The sequence below is a fragment of the Pseudoxanthomonas sp. LjRoot204_2 genome, assembly GCF_056175765.1.
Genome location: NZ_JBGFFG010000408.1, coordinates 1 through 2,974, shown reverse-complemented (window position 1 = coordinate 2,974; position 2,974 = coordinate 1). Strand labels below are relative to the sequence as shown.

The following is a 2,974-nucleotide window of genomic DNA, read 5'->3' as shown; positions in this document are numbered from 1 at the left end:
GTGCCGGGCCTGCCTGCAACGCCGGCGCGCATCGCCGATGCGGGCCAGTACCAGGTGGGCGATCGCGTCTACGCTATCGGGTCTCCCCAAGGGTACGAAGTAAGTCTGTCCGAAGGACTGATCTCGGGCTTTCGCAGGCAAGCCGCTGGCCAGGTCATCCAGACCACCGCAGCGATCAGCCCGGGCAGTAGTGGCGGCGGCCTGTTCGATGATGCCGGCAATCTGATCGGTATCACCACCTCGAAGGCCGCCGAGGGCGAGGCCATCGGTTTCGCCGTACCCGCTACCGCGGTCGCGGATCTACGCACGCGCCATAAGGCACCGTCGACGCCGCAGCGATCGCCAATCAGCGAAGCGCCAGCCGTCACCAATGCTGTACTGGATGTCGCCTACCGCTGGCCTTCGGCATCGTCCCCAGCTTCGCCTGCAGGCATCGTGGGCGACCAGGGGCGGATCTACGCACAGGTCACCACCCAGACCGCGGCGCCGGCGGTGCTGACGGCCACCGTCACCTATGGTGAAGAGCAGCAGCTGGTCACCACGCTCAGCGAGGTGGTGGASGCCGGCATGCAGGTCACCACCTTCGAGCTGTCCAAGCCCACGCCCTGGCCAGTGGGTGGCTACAAGCTCCAGCTCAGCATTAACAACAAGCCGGTGCAGCAAGGCCGCTTCTGCGTTCAGAACGCGCGCACGTACTGCCGCGAAGTTCAGGGAATGGTGTATTCCTACATCAAGGATGGCGTCAGGCACTACACCTCGAAGTACCCGGCCAATCCTGATGCCGTAGAGAGCATGCGTGCGATCAGGTACACGTACTACGAGACCATGACGCTTCCGTAACGCCCATAAAGAAAGCCCCAACCAAGGTCGGGGCTTCCAGACATCGTACCTTTGCTTCGCCAGCTAGGAGCTCTCCAGCCTGAGAAACGTCGAATAACTCAGGCCTTCCACAACGTCTGGGCACAGTCTACCGGAAACGTGATCCCATAACGTACGGAAAAGTGTTACCTCAATCAAAGTTCTTTGGCATGGCAGGCTGCATCAGATCCAGGTGGCGGCTTGCTCCAGAAGCCAYGGCACCATGACCCCCGCACTGGCGAAGCCGAAGATCTGCAGGAGCACGCGCCGGTACGGCGCACGCTCCGCGTTGGCATCATGCACCGAGGCCATGACTTAGGCCGCCTGCAGCTCGATGCTGCCCACCGGCTGGACTGCCGGTTCACGGGCATCCTCGATATCCACCACTGCCGCCATCGCGGCGCGATGCCGATCGCTGTCGCGGGTCTCGATATAGTCGTCGACCAGGTCGACGTCCCGCTGGCGGATCAGCTGCTGGGCCCCGATCCAGCTGGCCACGATCGGCTTGAGCGCCGCATCGGCCTGCGCCAGGTGATGCAGACGCACGATGTCCTCCGGCGTAGCCGGCATCTCGCCATCCTGGTAGTAGGCGTTCTTATTGCGCGTACCCAACGCCTGGAACAGGCAGGCCATCATCAACGTCCCGCAGATCATGGCCACCAGTAGGCCTGCCACGTACACCACCGTGGTCAATGCCCCCGCTTGTGGGCTGGCCCACACCGCCAGGCCGCCGGCGATCGCTAGCACTCCCGCGAGTGCGGCGAATCCCAGGTAGCGCGTCAGCGCGCTCCTGCTGCGCTCACGGAGCAGGTGCGAGATGTGGTGGTCGGTCATCCCCGTGCGGTACTTCAGCGCCTTGTATGCGCTCGCGCTGCGCGAAGACGTGGTGTAGCTGTTGCTTTCCATCTACTTGATCTCCAGTGCAATGTTGCTAAGAAGGATGTCTTCACGGATTTGGTCAACCGCTTCGTCCGGCACGAGGTAGCCGTCATCGCGCATCGCGAGGATCTGTTCGTGCATTTCTTCCAACGTGTCGAAGTGCAGCGTCCTACCCGCTAACGGCAGGCCCAGCGGCACAACGGGATTGGCCGGATCTGCCTCGGCTTCCTTGCGCCGGCGCAGGCTCTCGAACCTGGCCGGTGTGCTGCTCAGATCCACGGCCGGAATCGGCCTGACACGGCGCTTGGAGCGCACCATGGCGGTGTAGCCACCGTTGGGGCGCTCGAAAGCGATCAGATCGCTGCGCGGGGTCGCATCGCTCCACTTGCAGTACGCCACGTGTTACCTCAAGACCTTCTGGGCCAGACGCGGCGAAAAGGCGATCGCGATGAGCGCCGCATAGAGCAGTAGGCCGGGCGGCAAGCCGACCACGCTGAAGGTCAGCACAGTAGCGAGCAGGCTACCCAGCGTGATCGACACCAGGTACTGGTGCTGTCCGCGCAACGTTGCGATGACGACAGGCAGCGCCAAGAACAGGGCGAAGACCAGCACTCCGACGAGAATCATGCCCATGCTCGGGCCGCCTCCGTCGACAACAGCGTTCAAGGTCGGCGAGTCTGCTCGCCTGAAGACTTCGCCCAGCGACTGGGTGCGGGGATGGAACAGCGAGATCAGTTGCATGATGGTGTGGCGCTCCAGGTTTATGCCGCTGCCGCGGCCGTGTCGGATTCGGTCTTGATGTGGCAGATAGCTTCACCCGGCGGCGTACTGCCTGCCGCCGGCCACTGGCGCTCTTTCACTACGGCGAACTTCGCCGCGAGGGTGGCGATCACCTCAGCCGGCGTTACGCCGCAGCGCAACGCGCCGTCGAGGGCGAGCATCGCAATGTCCACCCACTCGACGACGTCACCGGGTGCTTCGCTCACCTCGGTGATTTCCTTCCTGATGTGATCGAGCAGGCTCTCCACCATCGGGCCGGGCCCGAAGGTGTCTTGCGACCACTTGCTCTGCTCCCGCAGGTATTGCGCCAGGCTGAAGTTTTCAGCATCTGTCGGCTGCTCCAGTTCCGTGCGTGCGCGGATGGCATCGGCCACCTCGCCGCGATTGACGGGCACGTCCTTCGGACCGTCGATCTCCACGCGCACCTGCTTGTTGGTAATGTCCACTACCCTCAAGG

At 63.4% G+C, this 2,974-nt stretch carries 5 protein-coding genes; 1 reads left to right on the top strand and 4 read right to left on the bottom strand.

The features are described 5' to 3' along the window. Positions 1 to 840 (top strand): S1C family serine protease (locus AC04L7_RS15630; protein ID WP_475513366.1); only part of this gene is annotated, 840 nt, incomplete at its 5' end. 333 nt (positions 841 to 1,173) lie between these two features. Here the strand turns inward: AC04L7_RS15630 and AC04L7_RS15625 are convergent. The 4 genes from AC04L7_RS15625 to AC04L7_RS15610 all read right to left on the bottom strand — a co-directional run. Beyond that, entirely contained in the window at positions 1,174 to 1,764 is a 591-nt protein-coding gene (locus AC04L7_RS15625; RefSeq protein ID WP_436001450.1) for a hypothetical protein, read from the bottom strand. Continuing rightward, on the bottom strand, positions 1,765 to 2,136 hold the full coding sequence (locus tag AC04L7_RS15620; RefSeq protein ID WP_436001448.1) for a hypothetical protein: 372 nt from the start codon (positions 2,134 to 2,136) through the stop codon (positions 1,765 to 1,767). Between the two features lie 3 nt (positions 2,137 to 2,139). Continuing rightward, complete coding sequence (locus tag AC04L7_RS15615; RefSeq protein WP_436001446.1) at positions 2,140 to 2,478, bottom strand: hypothetical protein; 339 nt, start codon at positions 2,476 to 2,478, stop codon at positions 2,140 to 2,142. 20 nt (positions 2,479 to 2,498) lie between these two features. Continuing rightward, positions 2,499 to 2,974, bottom strand: a 476-nt coding sequence (locus AC04L7_RS15610) for a dATP/dGTP pyrophosphohydrolase domain-containing protein (protein ID WP_475513365.1), incomplete at its 5' end; no start/stop codon positions are given.